A 24,382-nucleotide genomic window follows, 5' to 3' on the forward strand; every position below is an offset into this window, starting at 1 on the left:
GGACGCGATGGGCAGGCGTGTGTGGTGGGCGTTGATGGCCTCTTGCCTGGTGCTGGCCGCCTGTGGCGGTGGCGGTAGCGGGGGGTCGAGCACGCCCGGCGGCACGACCACGCCGGTGACCCCGTCCAACGACATCGGTGCCCACATGTCGATGTCCAGCGTGACCGTGGAGCGCGACCTTTACCGGCGCAACCAGGTCGAGAAGGTCGAGCTCGCGCTGCTGGTGGACCGTCCGCCCGCCGAGGGCTACTACTACCGCGTGACCTACACAAAAAAGGCCCTGAACTTCATTGGCGAATCACCGCGCACCGACTCGGGGCTGGATCTGCAGGTCGGGCTGTCGTCTCCCGGCGTGCTCGGTTTGGGCAGCTATGACGACACGATCACCGTCGAGGTCTGCATCGACTCGAAATGCGCCACGCCCGCGCGCGGTAGCCCGTTCGTCGTGCCGGTCAAGCTCAAGGTGGGCCACTTCGCCGAGCCCGAGGCCGGCCAGCCGCAGCAGGTGCTGACTGACGCCGTCACGCTGCCGCATGACGTCGTTGCCGCTGCCTACAGCGCGAGCCTGGATGCCGTCGTGTCGGTTTCCAAGGCGCCGGCCGCCGCGCTGAACCTGCGCTCGCTCGCCGATGGGCAGACGCGCAGCGTCGCGCTGGCCTCGGTACCGACTTCGGTGGCGCTGTCGCCCGACGGGCGGCGCGCGGCAGTGGGGCATGACGGCGCCGTTTCACTCGTCGACCTCGTGCCGGCCACGCCGGGCGCGGCGATGGCGGTCAGCCGGTTTGCGGTCAGCATGCCGGTCGGCGCCGTCGTGCTGGACGGCCAGGGCCGCATCTACGCCTTCGGCTCGGCGCCGACCTGGGCCTACCTGCACTGGGTGGACACGGCCAACGGCATCGACAAGACCGCCACGGCCAACATCTACAGCCCGGTGCTGCCGGTACTGCACGCCGCCGGTGACCGCATCTATTTCTCGACCCGGGACGTCTCGCCCAACGACATCTACAACGTCACGCTGGAAGCCGCCGGCCCGCGTGATGCCGTCGATTCGCCCTATCACGGCGACTATGAAATCTGCGGCCAGGTGTGGACCTCGGCAACCAGCTCACGGCTGTACACCGCCTGCGGCAAGGTCTTCACGGCGTCCAGCGATCCGAGCCTGGACATGCGCTATGCCGGCTCCTTCGCGATGTCGGCGTCAACGTCCACGGCCAGCTTCGGCTATGCGGCGCTGTCCATCAGCGACAGCCTCGTGAGCAACCAGCTCGTGGTGCTGGAGCAGGACAAGTTCAATTGCGATCCTCGCCTGGACATGCTCTACGCCTGCTTCACACGGGTCGGCACCTTCAACGCGACCGACATGGCGTTGCAGGCACGTGCCTCGCTGGCGCCTGTCACCGTGGGCGCGGACCGCTTCGCGCAGGTTGGCCGCTATGTTTTCCATCGTGTCAACGGCAAGGTGGTGCTGCTGACCGAGCTGCGCGGCGCGCCCGACGCGGCGGCCAGCATCCGGCTCAGCAGCCTGCCCTGAGAGGCTGAGAGCCGTTGGCCCCTGGGGCGGCGCCACTCGCCCCAGCGCGCTGGCTCGCGCGCCGTGCCACCGCGAAGCTGGCGGCCATGAACACGAACCGCCTCCCCTTCCTTGACGGCCTGCGCGTTGCCGCCTTCGCGCTGCTGATCCCGTATCACGTCGGCATGTACTACGTGACCTGGGACTGGCATGTGAAGAGCCCCGCGGCCAGCGGCGCCCTCGAGCCCTTTATGCAGCTCAGCTCGCCGTGGCGACTAGGCCTGCTGTTCCTGATTGCCGGCGCGGCCTGCCAGGGCCTGTTCACCAAGCGCGGCGCCCTGGGCACGCTGAAGGACCGCTCGCTGCGCCTGCTGCTGCCGCTGCTATTCGGCATGGCCGTCATCGTCACGCCGCAGGCCTATTTCGAGGTGCTGACCAAGGTGCCGGCGCAGTTGCCGGGCGATGGCGGCTACCTCGATTTCTGGCAGGCCTACCTGAAGGGCGGCAAATACTGCCGCGGCCAGGACTGCATGGACGTGCCGACCTGGAACCACCTGTGGTTCCTGCCCTATCTGTGGCTGTATGCGGTGCTGGGGGCGCTGCTGGCCCGTTTCATCCGCCTGCGCGGCGAGCTGCGGTTGCCCGCCTGGGCCTGGCTGCTGCTGCCGGCGGTGCCGCTGGCGCTGATGCGCATCTTCATCAAGCCGCGGTTCCCGATCGAGCACGACCTGGTGCATGACCTCTACAACCACCTGCAATACGGCTGGCTGTTTGCCATCGGCTGGGCCAGCCGCACGCCGTTGGCGCAGGGCTTCTGGGCGGCGGCATTGCGGTTGCGCTGGGTGGCCCTCGGCGTCTCGCTGGCGGGCTGGGCCGTGCTGATGGTCTTCAGCCAGCAGTACGCCGAGGCGACGCCGAGCGATGCCGTCCTGACCGCCGCCCGCACGCTGCGGGGCTCGCTGACCTGGTTTGCCATCGTCGCCGCGGGCGGATGGGCCCAGCGCGCCTTCACGAAGGAGTCGCCGCTGCTGCGCGAGGCGAGCAAGGCGGTGTTCTGCCTCTACATCCTGCACCAGAGCGTCATCGTCGTGCTGAGCCAGTGGCTCAAACCTCTGGCCCTGCCCTGGGGGCTGGAGGCGGTGCTGCTGATCGTGCTGACCTTTGCCATCAGCGGCGGCGCCTATCTCGTGCTGCGCCGCGTGCCGGGGCTGGCGTTGCTGGTCGGCATTCAGCGCACGCCGCGCAAGGCGCTGCCGTCCACGCCGCGCGTGATGGGGCAGTTGACGACGATGCCCGTCACGTCGAGCTCGACGTCGCCCGAGGCCTGAGCGTCCAGCACCGCCTCTTCGGAGCGCAGCTCGCGCGGCGGCCTGGCCGGTTTCCAGCGCACCAGCACCAGCCGCCACAGGGGGCTGTAGTTCGGGTCCGGCCGAGCAGATCCCACCGGTGCCGGCCCGGAGGCGAAGACGCTGATCTGCGCGCCATCGGCAAACTTGTAGACGCGCTCGGTCAGCGAGGCGCTGCCCATGCCCACGGCGCCGGCCAGGCGCGGCACGTGGTGGATGCCCGCCTGCGCGGCCATCGTCCCGTCGGAGATGTCCGTCGTCACGTACTCGACGCGCTTGCCCTCGACCCAAGCCTGCTGGCGCGGCAAGGTGATGCCGGTTGGCGCAGCGCAGGCGGACAGCAGCAGGGCGGGTAGCAGGAACCAGGGAAGGTCTCTCATGGCGTGGCGGTCGTGCAGGCCGGGCGGCCCTGGTGCTATGGTGCGCCGCCCGTTCAACGCCCGGCCGCCATGATCGAGAAATTCCTGCCCGCCACGCTGCTGTTTTTCGTCGGTCTGGCCCATGCCGCGGACGCGCCCGTTGCGCCGCCCCCTGCCGAGCCCGCCTACGCCACAGTGCGGCCCATGATTGCCGACCAGCAGCGCCTCGTGGCGCCCAATGCGGTCGAGATCAGCGAGGCCGTCGAGCTGGGTGGGCTCAAGCAATGGATCACCATCCGCGGCGCCRACAAGGCCAACCCCGTGCTGGTCTATGTGCACGGTGGGCCGGGCGCCGCCGAGATGGGGCGCAGCTGGCCCTACCAGCGCGGCTGGGAGGACTTCTTCACCGTCGTGCAATGGGACCAGCGCGGCACCGGCAAGACGCTGCGCCACGGTGGCGAGGCGGCCAACAAGGCCTCGCTGACACGCCGGCAGATGGCGGACGACCTCATCGAGCTGATCGCCATGGTGCGCCAGCGCCTCCAGGTCGAGCGCGTCGTCCTGCTGGGCCATTCCTGGGGCAATGTCATCGGCCTGGATGCGGCCATGGCCAAGCCGAGCTGGGTCAGCGCCTATGTCGGTGTCGGGCCGTTGATGAATCTGCAGGCCAACGAAAAGGCGCAATATGAGGCGCTGCTGGCCGAGGCGCGCAAGCGCCATGACACGGTCGCGTTGACCGAGCTGGAAGCCATCGCGCCCTATCCGGGTGAGGGCGAGATCCCCTTCGCCAAGGTCAATGTCGCGCGCAAATGGGTGATGGCCTATGGCGGCCTGGCCGCCTATCGCGACAACGCCGATTTCTACTTCCGCGCTGCGCGGCTGTCGCCCTATTACGAGTTCGCGGACCGCCTGGCCATCGACCAGGGCGGCCAGCTGTCGGTGCCGGCCCTGCTGCCCGACATGCGGCGCGTCGACCACACGCGCATCCGCGAGACGCGCTTCCCGGTCTTCATGTTCCTCGGCCGCCACGACCTGACCACGCCGTCCTCGGTCATCGAACCCTGGTTGACCCAGCTGAAGGCGCCGGTGAAGAAGCTCGTCTGGTTCGAGCACTCGGCGCATCTGGCGCCCCACGAGGAGCCCGGCAAGTTCCTGCTCGCTCTGGTCGAGCAGGTGCGTCCGTTGGTGCGTTAGTACCAGTACGCCGGATACGGCCGCCGCGTGGCCCGGTGATAAAGCACTGCGACGACCACCATCGTCAGCGCACCAAACAGCGTGGGAAAGAGCAAAAAGCCCCACTTGGGTGCAACGAGGAACACGATCACGGGATTGGAGCCCGCGGGTGGGTGCATCGTCCGCGTGAGCATCATCAATGCCACCGAGACCGCCGCGGCCACGGCGAGCGACCACCACGCCGGGCCGAACACCGCCAGCACCGCCAGGCCCACCGCTGTGCAGATGAAATGCCCACCGATGACGCTGCGGGGCTGCGAGAAGTGCAGCTCCGGGAAGGTGAACATCATCACTGCGGTCGAGCCGAAGGAGCCCAGCAGCAGCAGCACGCCCAGGTTGAACGAGCCGATCGCCAGCACGCCAATGATGGTGAACACGCCGGCGCAGGCGAGGACGCCCTGGCTCAGGGTGTAAGTGGGCGCCCTCGTGGGCGGATGCACGACGGGCGCCGGCGCGGGCGGGCGGGCCACGACGTCGGGAGCAAGCTCGCTCATGGATGTCCTCGGCAGGTCTCGGAGTCGCAGCAAGGAGCGCGCCAACTCAGGGCATAAAAAAGGGGGCAGGCCTGCAGCCTTGCCCCTGAGAACGCCACCGACACCTCTCAGCGATGGCGAGGAGAGCGAAACGAGGCCTCAGGCCGGGTTGCTGGCCGGCGTGCCGGGCACGGCTTCCAGCTCGCCCGATGCACGCGCCTTGCGGCCGTAGAAGATCTCGAACAGCGGCGTGGCCATCATGGTCGTCACCACCGCCATCAGCACCAGCATCGAGAACAGGGCCGGGCCGATGATGCCCTTCTGCAGGCCGATGTTGATGATGATGAGCTCCATCAGGCCGCGCGAGTTCATCAGCGCGCCGATGCCCAAAGCGGTGCGGTTGTCTTCACCGGCCATGCGGGCCGCCAGGTAGCAGGCGCCGAACTTGGCCAGCACCGAGGCCACCAGCACGCCCAGCGCGATCAGGAAAAGGTCGACGGAATTGATCATGTCCAGGCGCGTGTTCAGGCCGGAGTAGGTGAAGAACATCGGCAGCAACAGGATCACCGTGAGCGGCTCCACCTTCTTCTTCAGCTCGGCGGCAAACAGGCCGCGCGGCATGACGGCGCCCATGATGAAGCCGCCGAAGATGGCGTGGATGCCGACGGCGTCCATGACGAAGGCGGACAGGCAGAAACAGATCAGCGTGATGCCCAGCACCGTGTGGCTCATGTGGCCGTCACGCTCGACCATGCGGCCGAGAGGCGCCAGCAGCTTGCGGCCGAACAGCATGATGAAGGCCGCCCAGAGGACGCCCCCGCCGATGGCCAGCACGGCCACGCCAGGGCCGGCACCGAAGGCCGCCAGCACCAGGGCCAGCACACACCAAGAGACGGCATCGTCAAAGGCGCCTGCCGTGAGCGCGAGCGTGCCAAGCGACGTGTGGGCCAGGCCTTGCTCGTTGATGATGCGGGCCAGCATCGGGAAAGCCGTCAGTGCGATGCAGGCGCCCATGAAGAGGGTCGCGTTGGTCGTCGAGATGCCTTCGGCGAATAGGCCCGGCACGGTGAGCAGGAAGGGCGTGATCAGGAAGGCGATGAAGAACGGGGCCGCGATGCCGGACACCGACACGCCGATGGCGCTCTTGGCCTTGCTGGCGAAGTGGTCCAGCCGCAACGTCGTGCCGACCAGGAACATGTACAGGCCCACCCCGAGCTGGGCGCCGGTGTACAGCACGGTGCGCATTTCCTTCGGAAAGATGGCGGACTGCACGTCGGGGAAGAACAGGCCCAGCAGCGACGGCCCAAGGATGACGCCCGCGATCATTTCGCCGACCACCTGGGGCTGACCCAGGAACTTGCGGCCGGCCCAGCCGACGACCCGGCAGGCCAGCATGATGATGCCCAGCTGCAGGAAGAAGTGGATGCTGAAGTCGCCCGGCGCGTAGGTCTTGGCGGCCGCGGCCGCAGCGGGACCATGCTTGGCGAACACGTCGCCCATGATGGCAAGAAGGTCGAATTCCATGGCTGTTCCTGTAGATTTTTTGCCGTTGCCACGCACCGCCGCGCGGTTTTGTACAACGTTGTCTGCCTCTTTTGGTGAAAGCGCTCTCACCACGTGGAACACTTTGCCAGCCGGGTTTTCAATGTCCATTGGGTCGAACAGATCCGGGCCTATGTACCTACATCCCAATTGCGCGATTGCAGGTAGGTAGGTACATTGACGAGGCCATGAAACTGCTCACCAGCCGCGATTTCAACCGTGACGTCAGCCTCGCCAAGCGGGCGGCGCAGGTCGAGCCGGTCGTCATCACCGACCGCGGCCAGCCCACTCATGTGCTGATGAGCATTGCCGAGTACCGCCGCCTGACCGGCGAGGGCGAGAGCATCCTGGAGCTGCTGGCCATGCCCGAGGTCGTGACGATCGATGCGGCCGACGCCGCGGCCGATGGCGCCTGGGATCACCGCGAAAACCTCCCCTGAGGGCGCCATGTTCCTGCTCGACACCAGCATCGTTCTCGAACTGCGCAAGGCCAAGGCCGGCCAGTCCGACGCCGGCCTGGCCGCCTGGGCCGCCGGCCTGCCGCGGCAAAAACTCTTCATCTCGGCGCTGAACCTGCTGGAGATCGAGAACGCCGCCGCCCGCCTGGGCCGCAAGGACCGCGCCGCCGGCCTCGTCGTGCGCGACTGGATCGACAGCCGCGTCATTCCCGCCTTCGAAGGCCGCGTGCTGCCGGTGGACGCGGCCGTCGTGCGGCGCCGGGCCCAGCTGCCCTACGCCAACACGCGCGACGGCCTGCTCGCCGCGACGGCGCTGGAGCATGGCCTCACCTTCGTGACCCACCGCGTCTCGGCTTTCCGCGTCGGGCGCGTGAAGCTGCTCAACCCCTCCGGCTACGTCGCCCAGCCCAGTGACGAGGACGAGGATTGGAGCCATGGCGCCCAGACCGGCCAGCAGTGGCTGAAGAACCTCTATACGAGAGCATGAACAAGCGACGCATTCTCATTGTCGGCGGCGGCACGGCCGGCTGGCTGACCGCCGCCTACCTGGCCAAGGCGCTGAAGCTGTCCGAGCGCAGCCACCTCGAGGTGACCGTGCTGGAGTCGCCCGACATCAGCAGCGTCGGCGTCGGTGAAGGCACCTTCCCCACCATCCGCAGTACGCTGCAGTTTCTCGGCATTGACGAGGCCCGCTTCATCCGCGAGACCTCGGCCACGCTCAAGCAGGGCATCCGCTTCGTCGACTGGGCGCGCACGCCCACCGCGGGCCAGCATCAGCAGTTCTTCCATCCCTTCGAGGCCCCCTTCTACACGGAGGACCTCAACCTCGTGCCCTACTGGCTGCTGCAGGACGAGGCCGGGCGCATGCCCTTCGCCGAGGCCATGACGCTGCAGGTGCGCGTCGCCGAGGCCCATCGCGCGCCCAAGCGGGCCGGCGAGGCGCCCTATGCAGCGCCGCTGAACTACGCCTACCACTTCGATGCGCTCAAGCTCGCCAAGCTGCTGGCCGCGCGCGCCCGTGAGCTCGGCGTGCGCCATGTCGAAGGCACGGTGACGGACGTGGTGCTGGATGCGACGGGCGCCATCGCCCATCTCGACACCGCCCAGCTGGGCCGTTTCGAGGCCGAGCTTTATATCGACTGCACGGGCTTTCGCGCCGAGCTCATCGGCCGGGCGATGGGTTCGAACTTCAAGTCCGTGCGCCACCAGCTCTTCGTCGACCGCGCCCTGGCCTGCAAGGTGCCGCTGGATGCCAATGCGGTCATGGAAAGCTCCACCATCGCCACCGCCCACGAGGCCGGCTGGCTGTGGGAGATCGGCTTGAACGGCGCGCGCGGCATCGGCTGCGTCTATTCCAGCGACCATCTCAGCGACGACCGTGCCGCCGACATCCTGCGCGGCTACTGCGGCGCGGGCAACGAAGACCTGGCAATGCGCAGCATCCCCTTCACGCCCGGCTACCGCGAGCAGCAGTGGGTGAAGAACTGCGTCGCCGTCGGCCTGTCGGCCGGCTTCCTGGAGCCGCTGGAGGCCACCGGCCTCGTCCTCATCGAGGCGGCCGTCGGCATGATCGCGGAGATGCTGCCGCACAGCGGCCCCATGCACGCACCGGCGCGGCGCTTCAACGAGCTGATGACGGCGCGCTTCGAGAACATCATCAACTTCCTGAAGCTGCACTACTGCCTGAGCCAGCGGCAGGAGCCCTTCTGGCGCGACAACGCCCAGCCTTCCACCATCCCGGACCGCCTCGCCGGCCTGCTGGAGGAATGGCGGCTGCGCCCGCCGGGCCGCTTCGACTTCGTGCTCGACACCGAGACCTTCGCCTTCTTCAACTACCAGTACATCCTCTACGGCATGGGCTTCGCCACCGACCTCAGCGCCGGCCGCAGCGATTTCCCGCAGATGGCGGACGCCGACAAGCTGTTCGCCAAGATCCAGCGTTTTGCCGACCGCGCCATCGCCGATCTGCCCAGCCACCGGGCGCTGATCCAGCAGATCAACGCGGGGCGCTGAAGGCCTGCGGTGTCGAGGGCGTTTCCAGAGGCCTGAGCGCCTTCTGCCACCAGCCCACGTCGCGCCACTCGCCGTTCTTGTAGCCGACATTGCGATAGACGCCCAGGGCCTCGAAGCCTATCGCCTCGTGCAGGCCCACGCTGCCCGCATTGGGCAGGGCGATGCCGGCGAAGGCCTGGAAGTAGCCGAGCTCGGCCAGCAGCGGCAGCAGCTTCTCGTACAGCGCCCGGCCGACGCCCTGGCCGCGTGTGTCCTCGCGCACGTAGACCGTCGTGTCCACCGACCATTGGTAGGCGGCGCGTTCGCGGTGCTTGCTGGCATAGGCATAGCCGCAGATGGCGCCGGTCGCGTCCTCGGCCACCAGCCAGGGCAGGCTGGCCAGCGTCTTCTCGATGCGGCTGCGCATCTCCTGCGCGTCCGGCGGCTCCGTCTCGAAGGAGATGCTGGTGTGGGCCACGATGGGCGCATAGATGGCTGCGACGGCGGCGCCGTCCTCGGGGGCGGCAGTACGGATCTTCAAGGCGGGTCCTCCATGAATGGCTGGGTGGTGCGCGCGGGCACATGGATGAAAAGCAGGGCGGCCAGCGCGCTCAGGCCCAGGCCGGTCGACAACCACAGCACGCCGGTTCCGAAGTCCGCCAGCAGCAGGCCGAACAGCCATGGCGCCAGCGCCTGCGCCAGGCGCGCCGGCAGCACGAGCAAGCCCTGGCGCTGCCCGTAGCCCAGCGGCCCGAACAAGGCCAGCGGCAGCGTGCCCTTGGCGATGGTCAGCACGCCGTTGCCCGCGCCATGCAACAGCGCAAACACCATGGCGGCAGGCGCGCCGATGACGGCCAGCAGGGCCGCGCCCAGCGGATGCATCAGCGCCGCGGCGCGCGCCGACTGCAAGGGGTGCAAGCGCCGCAGGAAACCGAACTCCAGCAGCCGCCCCGCGACCTGGGCTGGGCCGACCAGGGCGCTGATCAAGATGACCGCCGCTGGCGTGGCACCCGCGGCGTCCAGCAGCCGTGGCAGATGTGCAGCCATCGCCGTGCTGATGAACCACGTCACCGCGAACACCCAGGCCAGCAGCGCGGCGGTCCGCATCGGCGGCGCTTCGCCGTTCGCAGCCGCTGGCGCCTGGGTGGACACCGCCAGCGCCGCGGCCTTGGGCAGCCAGGCGTTCAGTGGCAGGCCCACCAGGAGATGCAGCCCCGCCCAGGCCCAGCAGGCGCCGCGCCAGCCGAAGGTGTGCTCCAGCGCCGCCGTCAACGGCCAGCCGACGGTGCTGGCAAAGCCCGCGATCAGCGTGATGCCGGTGATGGCGCTGCGCGCGTCATGGCCGTACAGCCTCACCAGCGACGCGAAGGCTGCCTCGTAGAGCCCGCCGCCCATCGCCACGCCCAACACCAGCCAGGCGGCGAAAAGCCCGACCGGCCCATCGGCCAGGGCCAGCAGCGCCAGACCGACGGCGAACAGCAGGCTGGTCACCATCAGCACCGGCCGGCCGCCCCAATGGTCGATGCGGCGGCCCGAGTGCGGCCCGACGATCGCCGAGACGACCAGGGCCGCGGAAAAGGCCGCGAACACCGTAGGCTCCGATACGCCCAGCTCCGCCGCCATCGGCCGCGCCAGCATGGCCGGCAGGTAGTAGGTCGAGGCCCAGGCCAGCGTCTGGGCCGTGCCCAGCGAGCCGACGACGCGCAGGCGGCTGGCTGCCATGCTCAGCCGCAGCAGCGCGAGGCGCGCTCCGGCGCCGGCTTGGGGGCGCAGCTGCTCGGGCCGCAGCCCGACTTGGGCGCGGCCACGGCCACCACCGCTGCCGGGTCGCAGCAGCCGGACGCCTCGCCTTCGACCGCCGGGTTGACCGAGCAGACACCCGTCTCCGGCAGCTCCAGTTCGACCCGGTCCGCCGCCGTCAGGTCGCCCGCGATAGCGGCGACGACCGAGCGCGCCTGCTCGAAGCCCGTCGCCATCAGGAAAGTCGGTGCGCGGCCATAGCTCTTCACGCCCACGGTGTAGAAGCCTGGCTCCGGGTGGGCCAGCTCGCGGTGGCCATGCGGGCGCACCGTGCCGCAGCTGTGCAGGTTCGGGTCGATCAGCGGCCCCAGCGCTTCGGTGGATTCCAGCCACGGGTCGAGCTTGACGCGCAGCTCGCTGGCCAGTGACAGGTCGGGGCGCTGTCCGGTCGCACAGATGATTTCGTCGACACCGTCAACGACGACGGGCTGCTGTTTCGGGTCCAAACCGCTGAGGCGCAGCTGCCCGCCCACGCGTTCGATCCGCGTGATGCGCAGGCCACCGAAGAACTCCAGTGCACCGCCATCGCGCAGCCGGCGCAGCGACGCGCCCAGCGCGCCGCGGGCAGGCAAGGCGTCCGCGTCGCCACCGCCGAAGACGCGCTGCAGCGTCGGCGTGCGCACGGCCCAGGCCAGGTGCGTGCCGGGCGACTGCCTGGCCAGTTCGGCCAGCGCCAGCAGCGCATTCGCGGCCGAGTGGCCGGCGCCGACGACCAGGGTGCGCCGGCCCTCGTAGCGCGCCCGCTGTGCGCCCGTCACGTCCGGAATGCCGTAGAAGATCTGCGCCCCTGCCTCGGTCTCGCCGATGGCGTGCAGGCCGTTGGCGCCGACCGGATTGGGCTGGTTCCAGGTGCCGGTTGCGTCGATGACGGCGCGGGCGCGCAGCTCGTGCACTTCGCCGCCTTGCTCGTAGCGGATCAGGAAGGCAGCCTGGTCGCGCCCGGCGCTCTTGACCTTGTCGAAACCCTCGCGGCTGATGGCCACGACGCGTGCGCCGAGCTTCAGCGCGGCAGCCACCTGGGGCAGCGCTGCGAAGGGCTTGAGCACGCGCTCGACCACCTCGCCGGCCTTGGGCAGCTCGGCCGCCGGCGGCGCTGTCCAGCCAGTGGGCAACAGCAGGCGGGCCATCGCGGGGTCGACGTCGAACTGCCACGGCGAGAACAGCTGCACATGGCCGTAGTCAACGAGATTGGCGCCCACCGTCGCGCCGGCCTCCAGCGCGACAAACGGCAGGCCGCGCTCGATCAGCTGGGCGACGGCCGCCAGCCCGACCGGCCCGGCGCCAAGCACCGCGACCGGCAGCGGGCCATCGGCGACCGGCGCTTCACGCAGCACCAGCGTCATCAGCGCCGCGCAGGCCGGGCAGGCACCCTGGAATTCGGCCGAGGCCTTCAATGCGGCCGGTGCGTCCTCGATCTTCATGCGCTTGAAGCCGTATTGCGCGAAGTACTCCGGCGCCGTGACGGTCAGCAGATAGAGGGCCGCGATGTCGCGCGAGCGGGCTTCCTGCAGCAGCCGCTCGACGAGCAGGCGCCCGATGCCCTGCTTGTGCAGGCCCGGCGCAATGGCCACCGAGCGCAGCAGCGCGATGGTTCCGGCGACATGGCCGTAGACCTCGGCGCCGGCGCAGCCAACGACCTCGCCATTGCTGATGGCAAGCAGATAGGTGGGCAGGTGCGCCTGCGCGCCCTCGGTGGGCAGCTTGTTCGCCAGCAGCAGGGCTTCGATGGCGGGCCAGTCGGCGGCGCCGGCCTGGCGCAGGGAGGGGGTGTCGTTCAACAGCATGGTTTGGAATCCTGGATGGGCTCCTTCAGCACTTGGGGCGGCAGGCAGCAGGTCGCGGCCGGGTCTTCGCGCAAGGCCTTCAGGAGCGTCAGCAAAGAGGTCTCGACGGCGGCGCGTTCGCGCTCGCTCAGGGATGCCAGCAGCTGCTGGGCATGGTCGTCGAGGGTCTGGTTCAGCTCACGGACGGTGCGTTCGCCGTCGGCGGTGAGCGTGACGAGCCAGCTCCTTGCGTCGAGCGGGTTCGGCTCCTTGCTCACCAGCCCACGGGCTGCCATGGCCTCCACGGCACGCGACACCCAGCTCTTCTCCAGACTGGCCCGCGTGCCCAGTTCCGACAGCGGCAGCGGCCCGGAGCGGCCCAGCTCGGTCAGCAGATGGCATTGCGTGCTGGTGGTGCGACAGCAGTCGGCCACGACGCGCTGGGCGCGGGTGTACAGGCGCGCCACTTCGCGCAACAGGCTGCCGGGGGCGGACTCGGTCATTTGGGTGTGTATAGCAACTATCTGGGCGCATGTTGAGGTCCGCTTTGCTCGTTGTCAATAGCAACTACCTGGGTCAAAAAGGCGGGGCTCGCAGCCCCGCGCGTTCAAGTCACGGTCAGGCCGCGCGTCGGGCCGTGACCTCGGCGGCCGTGCCTGACAGCACGCGGTTCACCGCCACGGCCATCACGGCGCCCACCAGTTCAGCAACGACAAAGCCCGGTGCACTGGCGGGCGCGATGCCGGCGAAGCTGTCGCTGAACATGCGGCCGAACACGGCCGCCGGGTTGGCGAAGGAGGTCGACGCGGTGAACCAGTAGGCCGCACCGATATACGCCGCCACCATGGCCGCGACGCGCGAGCCCGGCGCGCGCAGGATGACGAGCACGAGGCCGAAGGTCGCGACGCCCTCCGCGACCCACTGCCCCGTGCCGGCGCGCAGCTTGGTCGAAAACTGCAGCACGCTCATGTCGAACATTGCGTGGGCCAGCCACGCGCCCAGCATTGCGCCGGTCAGTTGTGCGGCGACATAGGGCAGCAGGGCGGCGACGGGCAGCTCGCCCCGCCAAGCCATCACGGCGCTGACGGCGGGGTTGAAGTGAGCGCCGCTGACCGGGCCGAAAACCTCGATCAGCACGTACAGGCCGCCGACCGTGGCCAGCGTGTTGGCCAGCAGCGCGATGGCCACGTTGCCGCCGGACAGGCGCTCGGCCATGACGCCGGAGCCGATGACGATGGCCAGCAGCAGGGCCGTGCCCAGGGCTTCGGCGAGGAGTCGGCGAGGCAGGTTCATGCCTTCGAGATCCCGACGAGGGCTTGCTGCAGCTCGGCCTTGCTCATCGTGGCCAGTGGCAGGGCCAGCAGTTGCAGGAGCCGAAAGCCGATGGCCTGGCGCGTCAGCTCGAAGGCGCGGCGCTTGCCCTCATCGCCGCCCTCGGCATTGGACGGGTCCGGGTAGCCCCAGTGCACCTTGACCGGCTGGCCGCCGCTGCCACCGAAGAAGACCGGGCACTGCTCGGCGGCCGCGCTGTCGCAGACGGTGATGACGATGGACAGCGGTGGTGCGCCGTCCTGGCTGAACTCATCCCAGCTCTTGCTGCGGTAGCCCGAGATATCGACGCCGGCGTTGCTCAGGGCCTCCAGCGCAAAGGGGTTGATGCGGCCACTCGGGGCGCTGCCGGCGCTGTGCGCCTGCACGTCGCGGCCGAGCTTCTTTGCCCAGTGGTTGAGCATGCCCTCGCTGAGCACGCTGCGGGCGGAGTTGTGGGTGCAGAGGATGAGGACGTGGGTGGTCATGGCGATCTCAGCAGCAGGATGCCGTGCCGCTCGGCACGACGCAGGTGGCGCCCTGGCAGCAGTTTTCGGTCAGATAGCCCAGCAGCGAGTTCATGCTGTTGTATTGGGCGCGGTAGATCAGGTTGCGGCTGGCGCGCTCCTGGGTCACCAGGCCCGCGTTGACGAGTTCCTTCAGATGGAAGGACAGCGTGGCTGGTGCTACGCCCAGCCCCTCCTGGATGGCGCCGGGTGTCAGCCCCGCATCACCGACGACGACCAGGGCGCGGAACACCCGCAGCCGCAGCGGCTGGGCCAGGGCGGCGAGGGCCTTGATGACAAATTGCTCGCCGGCTTGTTCATCCATACTTCCATTATTATCGAATCATGGATTGAAGTGCAAGCGGTCCGGCAATGCCGGCGCTCAGCGAAGGGATTGGATCTTTGGCTGCTGCGCCTCGAACTGCCGGGCGACAAAGCGCCAGACCATGCGTGATGCGTCGGGCCCGTTGGCGTCGCTGAAGCGCTGGCGCGCCGCGCCGCCGCTCCAGGCGTGGCCCAGTCGGTCGACCTCCACCAGCGTCGCCACCACCTCGCGCGAGCGCTTGAACTGCGTCACCCGCATCGGGTAGCGCTTGCCGCGGCGCTGTTCTTGCGCCGGCTCCTGGTGCGCGCCGGCCGCCTCGGACCACATCAGCGCCGCAGAACCGGCGTTGCGGGCTGATACGACGCGGTCCGCGTCACCGTGGATGACCATCAGCGGCGGCCAGTCCTGGGCCGAGCCGGGTGGCAGCGGCTGGCGTCGTCCCTGCATCGCACCGACGGCCGAGACCGGCGAACTCGCCGTGCCGGGCGGCACGCCCGAGTGCATGACCAGGGCCTTGAAGCGCTGCGGGTAACGCGTGGCCAGCAGGGCCGCCATGCTGGCGCCGGCCGACAGGCCGGCCACGGCAATGCGCTCGCGGTCGGCCGTGTACAGCATGCAGACCTGGTCGACGGCCTTCATGATCCAGCCGGCCTCGGCGAAGGCGCGGCCCGACTGTGTGTCGAACCAGTTCCAGCAGCCCTGGGTGTTGCACAGCCGTGGCTGCTCGGGATAGAGCACCAGGAAGCGCTCGCGCGTGGCGACGGCATTCATGCGCGTGCTGGCGGCAAAGCTCTTGGCGTCCTGGTGGCAGCCATGCAGCATGACGAGCAACGGCAGCCGCTCGCCGAAGCGCACGCTCGCGGGCCGGAACAGGTAGTAGCGGCGCGGCCCGTCCGCGGCCATCACCAGGCCCATCAACCAGCTGCCCGCGCTGGACGGCGGACGATGGCGCTCGCGCAGCGGCTGGGTCGCCCGCTTGAACAGCGCGGCGTTGCGGTTGAGCAGCGCCGACCACGAGGGCTGTTTCATCCGCCGGTGCTGTCGTTTGGAGCCTGGGCCAGCTCCGAGGGGTCGGGATGCTCGCGCAGCAGAGCGTTCAGCTGGTCGATCTGCCCGCACCAGTCACCATCGTCCTGATGCCATTGCTCGCGGATGAAGGCGACCTGGCTGGCGTTCCAGAACGGGGCCTCCGACAGATTCAGCGTTTGCGGCAGCGGCCGGTGCAGGCGGATGAACTGCTTGATTTCGGCCGGCGAATCCGGCAGGCCGAGCTGGCAGAACAGGGCCTGCATGTCATGGTGGGTGGTGGTGTCCATGGCGGATCCTCTTTCAAAGGGTTTCAAGGCGGAAACCGTGAGGCTTAGACCTTAGATGTCGGCGGCGCTGCGCGGTGTCAGCCGACACCCCGTCCACGATGGCCGTCCCTGTCAGCCGAGGCCCACAGCCCCGGCTACCGCCCGCTGACAGACTGGCGGCGTCGGCGCGCCTACGGTCATGGGATTGAAGACTGCAGGAGGTCGCGATGACCTGGAATGAATTCATTGCGCGCATGCAGGCCGCGTGGCCCGATGTGGGCTGGACCGACGTGTTGCCCGCCGTGCTGGCCGGCGCCTTGACCATCGTCATCATCAAGGTCGGCCTGCGCTTCGTCGTGCAGCGCTTGCGCAAACTGTCGCAGCGCACCAGCAGCACGCTGGACGACGGCCTCGTCAGCGTGCTAGAGCGCACCAATGGCGCGCTGATCTGGGTGGTGGGCCTGCTGGTCGGGCTCAACATGCTGCCGCTGGACGACCGCTGGCATGACCGCGTGTCGCAGCTGTGGTTCGCCGTCGTGGCCCTGCAGCTCGGCCTGTGGGCCCAGCAGGCGGTGGCGCAGGTGCTCRCGGCCCAGCAGATGCGCCATGGCGGTACGRCGGCGCTGTCGGCCTCGGCCACGYTGCTCAGCTGGGGCTTGCGCGGCGCGCTGTGGGTGGTGGTGGTGCTGGCCGTGCTGTCCAACCTGGGCGTCAACATCACGGCCTTCGTCGCCAGCCTGGGTATCGGCGGCATCGCGCTGGCGCTGGCCGTGCAGAACATCCTCAGCGACCTGTTTGCGTCACTCGCCATCGCGGTGGACAAGCCCTTCGAGGTGGGCGACTCCATCACCGTCGGCGACGTCACCGGCACGGTGGAGCGCGTGGGCCTGAAGACGACGCGCATCCGCAGCCTGGGCGGCGAGCAGATCGTCATGTCCAACGCCGAACTGCTCAAGCGCACGGTGGCCAACTTCAAGCGCCTGCAGACGCGCCGCGTGGCCTTCACCTTCGGCATCACGTCCGATGCGTCGGCCGATGACGCCGCCGCGGTGCCGCCGTTGGTCAAGGGGCTGATCGACGCCGACCCCAAGCTGGAACTGGTACGGGCCCACTTCAAGGGCTTCGGCGAGAACTCGTTGAACTTCGAGGTGGTCTACCGCGTCAACGATCCCAGCTATGACGTCTACATGGACCACCAGCAGACGCTGAACCTGGCGCTGATGCGCGAGTTGCAGCAGCGCGGCATCCGTCTGGCGTTCACCACTAACACCGTCAACGTTGTCGGCTTGCAGTCACCGGCGCCGGGCGGCCCGGCACCAACGCGCAAAGGCTCGTCGCCTGATGCGCCTGACATCGTGCCCGCCGCGGCAGGCTGAACTTTGTGATCCACAGCGCCGCCGCCGGCCCCGAGTTGCTGACGGCGGCCATTGCTGCGCTCGTTCTGGTCGCCATCGCCGGCGCCCTCTACACCCACCGCCTCGGCCTGTCGCATCTGCTCGTCTTCATGGCGGTTGGCATGCTGACCGGCGTGGATGGGCCGCTGGGCCTGCCCTTCGACGACCACCGGCTGGCCGTCACCGTCGGCAATCTCGCGCTCGCCCTCATCCTGTTCGATGGCGGCCTGCGCACGCGCTGGAGCGAGGTGCGCCGCGCGATGCTGCCGGCCAGCCTGTTGGCCACGGTAGGCGTCGCGATCACGGCCGCCATCGTCGCGGGCATCGCGAAGGCGGTGCTGGACATGCCGTGGACCGAAGGCCTGCTGCTGGGCGCGGCGGTCTCGTCCACCGACGCCTCCGCCGTGTTTGCGCAGTTCGCCGCCAGCAAGCTGCGCCTGGAGCCACGCCTGGCGGCCACCATCGAGGTCGAGTCGGCCCTGAACGACCCCATGGCCATGGTGCTGACCATCGGCCTGATCGCCTGGTTGATGCCCTTCGGCCAGCCGGGCGACGCGCAAGTGAACAGCCTGGTCGACCTGCTGCCCCTGCTGGGCGAGCAGCTCGGGCTGGGCCTGCTCGCCGGCGTACTGGGCGGCCTGCTGGCCGCATGGTGGGTGGGCAAGCTGCCCATCACAGATGACCACGACGGGCTGACGGCGCTGCTGATGGCGGCACTCGGCTTCCTGCTGTTTGCCGTCACCAACCGCTGCGGCGGCTCGGGCTTCCTGGCCGTCTACGTCGCCGGCCTTCTGGTGCGCCACGGGGCCGAGCGCGTGGCGGCGATGAGCCTGCCCGGGCTGAACGGCTACACCTGGCTGGCCCAGGCGGTGCTGTTCCTGCTGCTGGGCCTGCTGGTCACGCCGCATGAGGTCCTGCGCCTGATCGGCCCGGCCCTGCTGTTGGCGGCCGGCCTGATGCTGGTGGCGCGGCCCACCGCGGTCTTCCTGTGCCTGGCGCCGCTGGGCTTTGGCTGGCGCTCGCAGTGCTTCGTGGCGTGGTCGGGCCTGCGCGGCGCGGTGCCCATCGTGCTGGCGACCTACCCGGTGCTCGCTGGCCTGCCGAACGGCTGGCGCTTCTTCGACGTGGCCTTCGTCGTCGTGCTGCTGTCCCTGCTCATCCAGGGCCCGACGCTGGCGCTGCTGGCGCGCTGGCTGGGGCTTGATCAGAGTGAGCGCTAGGCTACCGGCGCCAGCAGGTTGGCGTCACGCGCCAGCTTCCACCGGCCGCCATCCTTGCGCAACAGCGTCAGCGTGTGGCCTTCGCGGCGTGTCGGCGGCGAACCATCCGGCGGTGTGGCGGTCACGCTCAGTCGCGTGCGCATGAAGGCCCAGTCGCCCAGGATCTGCACCTCCAGCATCTCGCTGTGCCCGTCGAACTTCGGCGCCTTGCCGCGTGCCTGGCCCTCGGCGGCCTTGGCGAAATCGCTCTTGGTCATCGGGGCCCGGCCGGGCGTCAGGAAGACGGCGTCATCCGTCATCAGTGCGAGCACGGCCTGGACATTGCCCTCGCGCGTGGCGGCCATCCAAGTCGTCACGAGATCACGGATCTCTTGTTCATCGGCTTGCATGTCACCACCTTAGCGCCACGGCGGGCGCTCGCTGTTTCAGGTTGTGCCGGCCAGGGAGTCCGCCTGCGTGACAAGGCTGCCCGGCGGCACGCTGCGCGTCAGCCAGACATTGCCGCCAATGACGGCCCCGCGGCCGATGGTGACACGTCCGAGCACGGTGGCGCCGGCATAGATGACGGCCTCGTCCTCGACGATGGGATGGCGCGGCTGGCCCTTGACGAGATTGCCGTCGCCGTCGGTGGGGAAGCTCTTGGCGCCCAGCGTGACGTTCTGATAAATGCGCACGCGCTCGCCGATGACGGCCGTCTCGCCGATGACCACGCCGGTGCCATGGTCGATGAAGCAGCCGCTGCCGATCGTGGCGCCGGGGTGGATGTCGATGCCCGTGTCGGCATGGGCCAGCTCGGCGACGACGCGGGCGATCAGCGGCAGGCCGAGCTTGTAGAGCTCATGCGCGAGGCGGTGGCTGATCAGGGCGCGCACGCCGGGGTAGCACAGCAGCACCTCGTCGACGCTGCGCGCCGCCGGATCGCCCTGGTAGGCGGCGAGCACGTCGCTGTCCAACAGCACGCGCACGCCGGGCAGGGTGCGCAGGAAGCGAGTTGCCAGCTCGGCGGCGTCCTGGCTGGGCGTGTCATCGCCACGCTGGCGGGCCTCGTGGCGCAGCTCCAGCGCGGCCTGCTGGCGCAGTGTTGCCATGGCTGTGCCGATGGTGTGGCCGACGTAGAAATCCTCGTTCTCGGGCTGCAGCGTTGGCGGYCCCAGGCGCATCGGGAACAGCGCGCCCGACAGGCACTGCACCATGCCTGCCAGCAGCTCGCGCGACGGCAGCTCGCGGCCGTCGCCGCCGCGGCGGTGCGCCTCGCGCCAGCGCCTGCGTTCGTCGCGCAAGGCCTCGACGACAGCCTGCAGTTCATCACCGGGCGCGGGCGTTGACGGAGGAGTGAGGGCTTGGGTCATGGCGGGCGCCGCGCAGGCGGTTGGCAAGGGCGGCCAGTATAGAAATCCACCGTTTCCCCACGAAGGCCAGGGCTGCCGTCACGGCCAGCATCGCCGCCATGTGCACGGCCACGGCCGCCAGTGCGAGCAGCAGCGAGCCCGAGGCGGTGATCTCCCGGGCTGGCGAGGCGCTCAGGCAGATCGGCACCAGCGCCGGCACCAGCATCATGCCGCTGCCATGCGCGCTGGCCACCAGGCCGGACCACAGCGCCAGCCCTGCCTTGATACGACGCAGTGCCAGCGCCAGCAACAACAGCAGGCCGCACAAAAGTTGCCCGCTGCCCATGGACCCGCCCAGCGCCACCAGCACCGCCACGCCGCCGATTGCGCCGGCATGCCCGAGCGCGATCGGCAGCAGCGCGCGGCGTGCGTCCTGCGAGCAGGCGGCCAGGCCCCAGCCGGTGGCCGGGTTCAGGCCGTGCAGGGCGCCGGCGCCGGCCAGGGCCAGCCACGGCCAGAGGCTGGTGGCGCTCATGGCTGTCAGGCCTTCGAGCCGCCGCAGCAGGCCGCTGGCGCCGGGGCCTGCGACTCGTAGCGGTCATGGTGGCGCACCCACTCCATCGTGTAGCTCAGGCCCGCCTCATCGCGGCCCCTGGGTGTCAGGTCGATGAGGTTGTACGTGCCCATCATCACTTCCACGCCACGGCCGAAGGTCGAGTAGGTGTGGAAGACCTGGCCGTCGTCGTCCTTGCAGAAGATGCTGATGCCGGGCGCCTCTTCATTCGGGAAGGGCGTCATGTGGAAGTTGTAATAGACCTCGCCGTCGACCCGGTCCGCCGGCGTGAAGCTGACGTGGAAGTCGCGGTTGAAGTCGTTGCCGTTGGACGAGGCCCAGGCGAATTGCCAGCCCATGCGGCGCTTGAAGGCCTCGAGGTCGGCCAGCGGCGCACGCGACACCGCCAGCAGCGCGATGTCGCGCTGGGCCAGGTGGGGTGCCATGCTGTCCAGGTGGTCGGCCATGAAGGAGCAGCTCTTGCAGCCCTGCTCCCAGCCGGGGCCGAACATGAAGTGCTGCACCAGCAGCTGGCGCTTGCCCTGGAACAACTCGCTCAGCTTGCGCGGGCCGGCCGGCGTGTCGAAGACGTAGGCGTTGTCGTCCAGCCGCACCCAGGGCAGGGTGCGGCGCTCTTCGGCGACCTGGTCGCGCAGCCGGGTCAGTTCCTTCTCGCGGGCGAGCAGGTTCTTGCGTTCGGCGATCCAGAGATCGCGGGTGACGACAGGATGAGAAATGGGGGCGTTCATCAAAGGCTCCTTGGGTGGGTGAAGGCAATGCAGCGGCTCCACCCGAGGCTCGGGTGCGGTGCTGCTCAGGGGGAATCAGTGGTTAGGCGCGCTTGGGGCGGCGCACGGCGCGGACCTTGCCCGTGCCGCCGCCGCCGGCGTAAAACAGGTCGGCGCCGTCGGATTCGAGGCCGCTGACATTGGTGCCGGCGGGCATCTGGAGACTTTCAAGCACGCTGCCATCGGCGGGGTCGATGCGGCGGATCTCGCTGGCGTCGTCCTCCCAGGTGCCGTGCCAGAGTTCGCCATCGACCCAGGTCACGCCGGTCACGAAGCGGTTGGACTCGATGGTGCGCTGGATGGCACCGGTGGCGGGGTCGATCTGGTGGATCTTGCGGCCGCGGTGCTGGCCCACCCACAGGCTGCCCTCGGCCCAGGCCATGCCGGAGTCGCCGCCCTGGCCCGGCGCCGGGATGGACGCGACGACGCTGCCGGTCGCGGGGTCGATCTTGTCGATGCGGGCCTCGGCGAGCTGGTAGAGGTAGCGGCCATCGAAGGCCGTGCCGGCATCGCAGGGGCGCTCGATGCGCTGCTGGGCCTCGCCGCTGGCGGGGTCGAAGGCGACCAGGGCGGCGCCGGTGGCGGCCCAGACGCGCCGACCGTCGTGGGTGACGCCGGCGACGCTCTTGCCGCCTTCGAAGGGGCCGTATTCGCGGACGATCTCGGCGGGGTGGATCACTGTGTTCATGGTTGCTCCTTGCGATGGGCGAACCTTAGCCAAGCTGCAGCGCGGCGGGGAGTAACAAGATCGTCGTGAATCCGGTCAGCGGCGGCGCCAGCCAKCGCCGCGAGCGCGTCTGACCGATGGCGCGCACGCGGCCTGCGGCCTCCAGTTCGGCCAGCTCGCGCTGCACGGTGCGCTGGCTGGCGTCCAGGGCCAGGGCCAGGGCCGACGTGGACCAGGCGGCGCCGTCGGACAGCAGGGCCAGCAGCTCGCTGGCCTCGCCTGCCATCGGTGGCGAGAGCACGGCCACCTCCGGAGCGCGCAGCGCAAAACCGCGTGCGGTCGCCTCGATGCCGGCGACGGGCTTGACCAGGGCACGCAGCCTTCCAATCTCGACGCGCAGCCGCGCTCTATGGGTTTCGTCGACCTCGCGGATGCGAAAGGCGCGGGCAATCAGCGTGTCGCGCTCGGCCTCGCCCGGCCAGGCCTCGGCGAGGGCCCGCAACAGCGTGAACAGGACGGGGCGGCGGGCGAGTGGCACGCGCAACTTCCCGGCACTCAGCGCGTGGCGGCATGCGTCGACGACGACGGCGCCCGAGTCCATCAGCGCGGCCACCTCGTGCAGGCGCAGCGGCTGCCAGGCGCCGGCCACGAGCCGGCGTGCGGCGGTGTGGTCGAGCACGGCAGCTGCGTCGGCGGCCTCGGCCATCAGCGCCGGCACGCCGGCCCGTGCGGCTGCGTCGCGAGCGCGTGTGAGGGCGGCGTGCACCTCGGCCATGCGCAGCGAGCGCAGCGCCAGTTCCGCGCCGGCCAGGGCGGCCACGGCAGCGGGCAGGGGTGGCAATGCCTGGTCGTCAAGCGGCGCAAGCAGGGCTGCCGCGGCATCGAGTCGGCCCAGCAGCAATTGCCGCCGCGCCGCGATCAGTCGGGCCTGCAGCGCGTTGACGCGGTCGCCGCGCGTTTCGAGCGCGGCCATGGCGGCCTCCAGCGCGCGCGGTGCGGCGCTGAAGTCGCGCATGGCCAGCGCCACCTCCGCCTCGGCGACGACGCAGCGCGCCCGTGCCGTGGCCTCCTGCGCGCCAAAGCCCTGGGCCGCGCGCCTGAGCAGCTCGCGCGCCCGGGCCAGCTCGCCGAGCTGGGCCATCGCGATGCCGCGCAAGGCCAGCGCAGGCGGGTCCTCGCGCAGCGCGACGCGCTTCAGTGCCGCCAGCGCGTCACCCGCGGCCAGCGCGCGGGCAGCGGCGGAGATCAGCGAGTCCATGGACTAGCGCGGCGCGAGCAGCAGCAGGTCGCCATTGCGGTCCTCGGTGATCCACAGGCGGCCTTGCTCGTCCTGGTCGACATCGACCGGCGCGCCCATCGGGTGCTTGCCGGCCTGGGCGCTCCATCCCGCGATCAGCGCCAGCGGCTCGCCCATGGGCTGGTGTTTGCCATCGAAGCGCCAGGCCATCAGCCGGTGGCCCGTCGGCTGGTAGCCATGCCAGGTCATGACGAGGCTGCCCTGCCATTTCGCCGGCCCGGCCTTGCCGTAGAACAGCATGCCCAGCGGCGCGGCATGCGCCGGCAGCAGCTTCACCGGTGGGGTGAAGTCCTGGCAGCTGTGCGCGCCGAAGCTGCTGTCCAGGATGTCGGTGCCGGTGCAATGCGGCCAGCCGTAGTGGCGGCCGGGTTCGACGCGATTGAGTTCATCGGGCGGGCTTGCCTTGTCGTATTTGTCGCCGGGCAGGCTGTCGCGGCTGTTCTCGGCCTGCCAGAGCTCGCCGCTGTCGGGGTGGAAGGCCAGCCCGACGGAATTGCGCAGGCCCCACGCGAAGGGCTGGCCCTCCCATGCGCGGCCATCTTTCGGCGTGAACTTCCAGACCGCCGCCAGCGGCGCCTTGCCGCCCGTCTGGCCGCAACCCTGGGCCGTGCCGGCCGCGACACCGTCCATGGCCTCGCAATGGTCGCTCGGCGCGCCGTAGTTGACGAAGAGGGCGCCGGCGGCGTCGACGGCGAAGGACTTCAGCGGGTGGCGACCCTGGGTGGGCAGCTCGGTGACGAGGGGCTGCAGCCGGCCCGTGGGCAGTTCGACGCGGCTGATCCGGTGGGCCTCGGCCAGCAGCACATGGCCCTGAGCGTCCTTGCGCAGACCGTGCGGGCGGTCCAGGCCCTTCAGCAGCACCGTGACCTTGAAGGGCTGGCCCGGCTCGCGGGTCAGCTCCAGCAGCCGGCCATGGCCGGGGTTCCAGTTGCCCATGTCGGTGACGAGCAGGCGGTTGGCACTGAGCGCCAGCACACCGCGTGGCCGGCCCAGGTTGGAGGCGGCCAATGCGAGGCAGAACTCGGGCGCGACCTTCAACGAGGTGATGGCGGGCAGGCCGTCGCATTGGCCCTGGGTGCGGTAGGCGGGCGGCTCGGCCCAGACGGGTGCGGCGACGGCAGCGGCCAGGGCCCAGGCGGCGCGAAGGGTGAAGCTCATACGGCCATTGTGTCGGTCGCCGCATTGATACAGCACGCCGCACGGCACCGCGCGCTGTAGCTTCACG

The 24,382-nt window shown here is 69.7% G+C and carries 27 protein-coding genes; 8 read left to right on the plus strand and 19 right to left on the minus strand.

The window, feature by feature from the left end; genetic code table 11:
• Positions 1 to 34 precede the first annotated feature (34 nt).
• Together ACXJKJ_RS02425 and ACXJKJ_RS02430 are read left to right on the plus strand one after the other, a co-directional pair.
• Positions 35 to 1,531, plus strand: a complete 1,497-nt coding sequence (locus ACXJKJ_RS02425; protein ID WP_457388941.1) for a hypothetical protein — start codon at positions 35 to 37, stop codon at positions 1,529 to 1,531.
• Between the two features lie 86 nt (positions 1,532 to 1,617).
• A complete protein-coding gene (locus ACXJKJ_RS02430) occupies positions 1,618 to 2,838 on the plus strand; it encodes an acyltransferase family protein (RefSeq protein ID WP_457388943.1) in 1,221 nt (406 codons plus the stop codon).
• On the opposite strand, the gene ACXJKJ_RS02435 is transcribed toward ACXJKJ_RS02430, so the two are convergent.
• On the minus strand, positions 2,739 to 3,236 hold the full coding sequence (locus ACXJKJ_RS02435; protein ID WP_457388945.1) for a DUF7482 domain-containing protein: 498 nt from the start codon (positions 3,234 to 3,236) through the stop codon (positions 2,739 to 2,741). The genes ACXJKJ_RS02430 and ACXJKJ_RS02435 overlap by 100 nt on opposite strands.
• A gap of 69 nt (positions 3,237 to 3,305) precedes the next feature.
• Here ACXJKJ_RS02435 and ACXJKJ_RS02440 point away from each other — a divergent pair, with 69 nt between their 5' ends.
• Positions 3,306 to 4,409 carry an alpha/beta fold hydrolase gene (locus ACXJKJ_RS02440; protein ID WP_457388947.1) on the plus strand — a complete coding sequence of 368 codons (1,104 nt, stop codon included), beginning with the start codon at positions 3,306 to 3,308 and terminating at the stop codon, positions 4,407 to 4,409.
• On the opposite strand, the gene ACXJKJ_RS02445 is transcribed toward ACXJKJ_RS02440, so the two are convergent.
• Together ACXJKJ_RS02445 and ACXJKJ_RS02450 are read right to left on the minus strand one after the other, a co-directional pair.
• Positions 4,406 to 4,942: an HPP family protein gene (locus ACXJKJ_RS02445; RefSeq protein ID WP_457388948.1), complete on the minus strand. Its 537-nt coding sequence runs from the start codon at positions 4,940 to 4,942 to the stop codon at positions 4,406 to 4,408. The two genes, ACXJKJ_RS02440 and ACXJKJ_RS02445, sit on opposite strands and share 4 nt — an antisense overlap.
• Before the next feature lie 138 nt (positions 4,943 to 5,080).
• Entirely contained in the window at positions 5,081 to 6,445 is a 1,365-nt protein-coding gene (locus ACXJKJ_RS02450) for a cation:proton antiporter (protein ID WP_457320288.1), read from the minus strand.
• A 206-nt stretch (positions 6,446 to 6,651) separates the two neighbouring features.
• Here ACXJKJ_RS02450 and ACXJKJ_RS02455 point away from each other — a divergent pair, with 206 nt between their 5' ends.
• Genes ACXJKJ_RS02455 through ACXJKJ_RS02465 form a run of 3 tightly spaced genes read left to right on the plus strand, consistent with a single transcriptional unit; the run spans position 6,652 to position 8,934 of the window.
• Positions 6,652 to 6,903 (plus strand): type II toxin-antitoxin system Phd/YefM family antitoxin, encoded by a 252-nt coding sequence (locus tag ACXJKJ_RS02455; RefSeq protein WP_056191539.1) that lies wholly within the window; start codon positions 6,652 to 6,654, stop codon positions 6,901 to 6,903.
• A gap of 7 nt (positions 6,904 to 6,910) precedes the next feature.
• On the plus strand, positions 6,911 to 7,408 hold the full coding sequence (locus tag ACXJKJ_RS02460) for a PIN domain-containing protein (RefSeq protein ID WP_056191541.1): 498 nt from the start codon (positions 6,911 to 6,913) through the stop codon (positions 7,406 to 7,408).
• Entirely contained in the window at positions 7,405 to 8,934 is a 1,530-nt protein-coding gene (locus ACXJKJ_RS02465; protein ID WP_457388950.1) for a tryptophan halogenase family protein, read from the plus strand. Before ACXJKJ_RS02460 ends, ACXJKJ_RS02465 begins: the two co-directional genes overlap by 4 nt.
• Here ACXJKJ_RS02465 and ACXJKJ_RS02470 read toward each other — a convergent pair.
• The 9 genes from ACXJKJ_RS02470 to ACXJKJ_RS02510 form a co-directional block, all read right to left on the minus strand.
• Positions 8,918 to 9,454 (minus strand): arsinothricin resistance N-acetyltransferase ArsN1 family B, encoded by a 537-nt coding sequence (locus tag ACXJKJ_RS02470; RefSeq protein ID WP_457388951.1) that lies wholly within the window; start codon positions 9,452 to 9,454, stop codon positions 8,918 to 8,920. The two genes, ACXJKJ_RS02465 and ACXJKJ_RS02470, sit on opposite strands and share 17 nt — an antisense overlap.
• Positions 9,451 to 10,635 carry an MFS transporter gene (locus tag ACXJKJ_RS02475; protein WP_056191547.1) on the minus strand — a complete coding sequence of 395 codons (1,185 nt, stop codon included), beginning with the start codon at positions 10,633 to 10,635 and terminating at the stop codon, positions 9,451 to 9,453. Before ACXJKJ_RS02475 ends, ACXJKJ_RS02470 begins: the two co-directional genes overlap by 4 nt.
• A 2-nt stretch (positions 10,636 to 10,637) precedes the next feature.
• Positions 10,638 to 12,497 (minus strand): arsenic resistance N-acetyltransferase ArsN2, encoded by a 1,860-nt coding sequence (arsN2, locus tag ACXJKJ_RS02480; protein WP_457388954.1) that lies wholly within the window; start codon positions 12,495 to 12,497, stop codon positions 10,638 to 10,640.
• A complete protein-coding gene (locus tag ACXJKJ_RS02485) occupies positions 12,488 to 12,979 on the minus strand; it encodes a MarR family winged helix-turn-helix transcriptional regulator (protein WP_457388955.1) in 492 nt (163 codons plus the stop codon). Before ACXJKJ_RS02485 ends, arsN2 begins: the two co-directional genes overlap by 10 nt.
• 115 nt (positions 12,980 to 13,094) lie before the next feature.
• Positions 13,095 to 13,769 carry an aquaporin gene (locus tag ACXJKJ_RS02490; protein WP_457388957.1) on the minus strand — a complete coding sequence of 225 codons (675 nt, stop codon included), beginning with the start codon at positions 13,767 to 13,769 and terminating at the stop codon, positions 13,095 to 13,097.
• Entirely contained in the window at positions 13,766 to 14,272 is a 507-nt protein-coding gene (locus tag ACXJKJ_RS02495) for an arsenate reductase ArsC (protein WP_056191554.1), read from the minus strand. The genes ACXJKJ_RS02490 and ACXJKJ_RS02495 overlap by 4 nt, the downstream gene beginning before the upstream one ends.
• A gap of 7 nt (positions 14,273 to 14,279) precedes the next feature.
• A complete protein-coding gene (locus tag ACXJKJ_RS02500) occupies positions 14,280 to 14,615 on the minus strand; it encodes an ArsR/SmtB family transcription factor (protein ID WP_457388960.1) in 336 nt (111 codons plus the stop codon).
• Between the two features lie 57 nt (positions 14,616 to 14,672).
• A complete protein-coding gene (locus tag ACXJKJ_RS02505) occupies positions 14,673 to 15,644 on the minus strand; it encodes an extracellular catalytic domain type 1 short-chain-length polyhydroxyalkanoate depolymerase (protein WP_457388962.1) in 972 nt (323 codons plus the stop codon).
• Positions 15,641 to 15,931, minus strand: coding sequence for a DUF2789 family protein (locus ACXJKJ_RS02510; protein ID WP_056191557.1), 291 nt, complete (start codon positions 15,929 to 15,931; stop codon positions 15,641 to 15,643). Before ACXJKJ_RS02510 ends, ACXJKJ_RS02505 begins: the two co-directional genes overlap by 4 nt.
• A 206-nt stretch (positions 15,932 to 16,137) precedes the next feature.
• Between ACXJKJ_RS02510 and ACXJKJ_RS02515 the strand changes: the two genes are divergently transcribed.
• Positions 16,138 to 17,286, plus strand: coding sequence for a mechanosensitive ion channel family protein (locus ACXJKJ_RS02515; RefSeq protein WP_457388963.1), 1,149 nt, complete (start codon positions 16,138 to 16,140; stop codon positions 17,284 to 17,286).
• A gap of 5 nt (positions 17,287 to 17,291) precedes the next feature.
• Entirely contained in the window at positions 17,292 to 18,524 is a 1,233-nt protein-coding gene (locus tag ACXJKJ_RS02520) for a potassium/proton antiporter (protein ID WP_457388965.1), read from the plus strand.
• On the opposite strand, the gene ACXJKJ_RS02525 is transcribed toward ACXJKJ_RS02520, so the two are convergent.
• The 7 genes from ACXJKJ_RS02525 to ACXJKJ_RS02555 all read right to left on the minus strand — a co-directional run bounded on the left by ACXJKJ_RS02525 (position 18,521) and on the right by ACXJKJ_RS02555 (position 24,315).
• Positions 18,521 to 18,913 (minus strand): YybH family protein, encoded by a 393-nt coding sequence (locus ACXJKJ_RS02525; RefSeq protein ID WP_457388967.1) that lies wholly within the window; start codon positions 18,911 to 18,913, stop codon positions 18,521 to 18,523. The genes ACXJKJ_RS02520 and ACXJKJ_RS02525 overlap by 4 nt on opposite strands.
• Before the next feature lie 36 nt (positions 18,914 to 18,949).
• The gene (gene epsC, locus ACXJKJ_RS02530; protein ID WP_056191564.1) at positions 18,950 to 19,873 is read right to left on the minus strand and encodes a serine O-acetyltransferase EpsC; all 924 of its coding nucleotides are present in this window, start codon (positions 19,871 to 19,873) and stop codon (positions 18,950 to 18,952) included.
• Positions 19,830 to 20,387, minus strand: a complete 558-nt coding sequence (locus ACXJKJ_RS02535) for a hypothetical protein (RefSeq protein WP_457388968.1) — start codon at positions 20,385 to 20,387, stop codon at positions 19,830 to 19,832. The genes epsC and ACXJKJ_RS02535 overlap by 44 nt, the downstream gene beginning before the upstream one ends.
• Positions 20,388 to 20,392: 5 nt before the next feature.
• Positions 20,393 to 21,154, minus strand: a complete 762-nt coding sequence (locus tag ACXJKJ_RS02540) for a DUF899 domain-containing protein (RefSeq protein ID WP_457388970.1) — start codon at positions 21,152 to 21,154, stop codon at positions 20,393 to 20,395.
• 82 nt (positions 21,155 to 21,236) lie between these two features.
• Positions 21,237 to 21,881, minus strand: coding sequence for a Vgb family protein (locus tag ACXJKJ_RS02545; RefSeq protein WP_457388973.1), 645 nt, complete (start codon positions 21,879 to 21,881; stop codon positions 21,237 to 21,239).
• 25 nt (positions 21,882 to 21,906) lie between these two features.
• A complete protein-coding gene (locus tag ACXJKJ_RS02550; RefSeq protein ID WP_457388974.1) occupies positions 21,907 to 23,118 on the minus strand; it encodes a helix-turn-helix domain-containing protein in 1,212 nt (403 codons plus the stop codon).
• Positions 23,119 to 23,121: 3 nt separating this feature from the next.
• Complete coding sequence (locus ACXJKJ_RS02555; protein WP_457388976.1) at positions 23,122 to 24,315, minus strand: PQQ-dependent sugar dehydrogenase; 1,194 nt, start codon at positions 24,313 to 24,315, stop codon at positions 23,122 to 23,124.
• Positions 24,316 to 24,382: the final 67 nt, after the last annotated feature.

Source organism: Roseateles sp. P5_E1 (assembly GCF_054049335.1).